Raw genomic sequence first — 1,340 nt, forward strand, 5'->3', positions numbered from 1 at the left:
CACGCGCATTTCTCCCTCGTCCCACCCGCTCTATTGCGGGCCTTTTTTCTTGGCGCTCTGGGAAATTCGGGCCTGATTGCCACCAGGCACCCCCCGTCATTACATGAGGGGGGAATCACGCGCGGATTTAATCAACCATAATCAATTACATCATTCGTAATGATTAAATGGTCGAGCGTTAACCCTTAGAGACCCCTCTCCCGGGAACCACGTCTCCTTAATTTCTTCATTATTTGGATGGACACGTTGATTCCGACGCGATGCTAGGAAAACCGTCTCGCGCCGTCAATACCAACGTTTGGTGGAATTGGCATCGAGCAACACTCTTGGCACGCTCACTTGCCTTGACATCGGGCATTCATCCTGGCGATTGAAAATACATAACATCATGCTCTATTGATGAAATATGCCAGGGCGCAAAACAAATTGCGCCCCCGAGCCGGGCAATGGTAAAAATACCGGCTATCAAAAAATCAATATCGTGGCAGTGCCACATCACGAGGGAGGGGGTTGTGGATCCATATCTTGGCGAGATTCGCCTCTGTGCATTTCCATTTCCACCAAAAGGGTGGGCGATGTGCAATGGCGCGCTATTGGCCATTAATACGAATACCGCACTGTTCTCACTGCTCGGCACGCGGTACGGGGGCAACGGCACCACGACGTTCGGCCTGCCTGACCTACGCGGCCGCACCCCGCTGCACCGCGACCTGCAGACCTACGTGCAAGGTATGCCGGGCGGCGTCGAGGCCGTGACGCTGTTGGCCGAGCAAGTACCGATGCACACCCATTCGTTCAATGCATCGACCACGCCGGCCACATCGGCAAACACCGGCACAACGCAGAAGAACGTGCTGGCCACCAGCAACCTCTACAACGGGGACAATCCGAAGCCGCCGGGCTCTGGCACGCTGCTTTACGGCGCGGCCGGCACCCTGGCGCAACTCTCCGCCGAGGCCTGCGGCTCCACTGGTGGCAACCAAGCGCACGAGAACATGCAACCCTCGCTGGTACTGAACTACATCATCTCGCTGAGCGGCATTTTCCCGTCACGCGGCTAGGAGACCACCATGGCACAACCATACATTGGCGAAATCCGCCTGTTCGCCGGCAACTACGCGCCGGTCGGCTGGCTGCTGTGTCAGGGCCAGATCGTCAGCATTGCGGACAACGAGGCCCTCTTCGCCCTGCTGGACACAACCTACGGCGGCAACGGCCAGACCACGTTCGGCCTGCCCAACCTGCAGGGCAAGCTGCCAGTCGGCCAGGGCCAGGGCCCGGGGTTGACCAACCGCCTGATCGGCCAGCAGATCGGCGTCGACAACGTCACGCTGACGACC

General features: G+C 58.5%; 2 protein-coding genes. Both read left to right on the forward strand.

Translation table 11 applies throughout. From position 1 onward, the window contains the following. Nucleotides 1-512 precede the first annotated feature (512 nt). Nucleotides 513-1,061 carry a phage tail protein gene (locus PI87_RS25655; RefSeq protein WP_039600574.1) on the forward strand — a complete coding sequence of 183 codons (549 nt, stop codon included), beginning with the start codon at nucleotides 513-515 and terminating at the stop codon, nucleotides 1,059-1,061. Nucleotides 1,062-1,070: 9 nt separating this feature from the next. Then, a partial coding sequence (locus PI87_RS25660) for a phage tail protein (RefSeq protein ID WP_039600575.1) occupies nucleotides 1,071-1,340 on the forward strand: 270 nt, incomplete at its 3' end.

The sequence above is a fragment of the Ralstonia sp. A12 genome, from assembly GCF_000801955.1.
Lineage (GTDB): Bacteria > Pseudomonadota > Gammaproteobacteria > Burkholderiales > Burkholderiaceae > Ralstonia.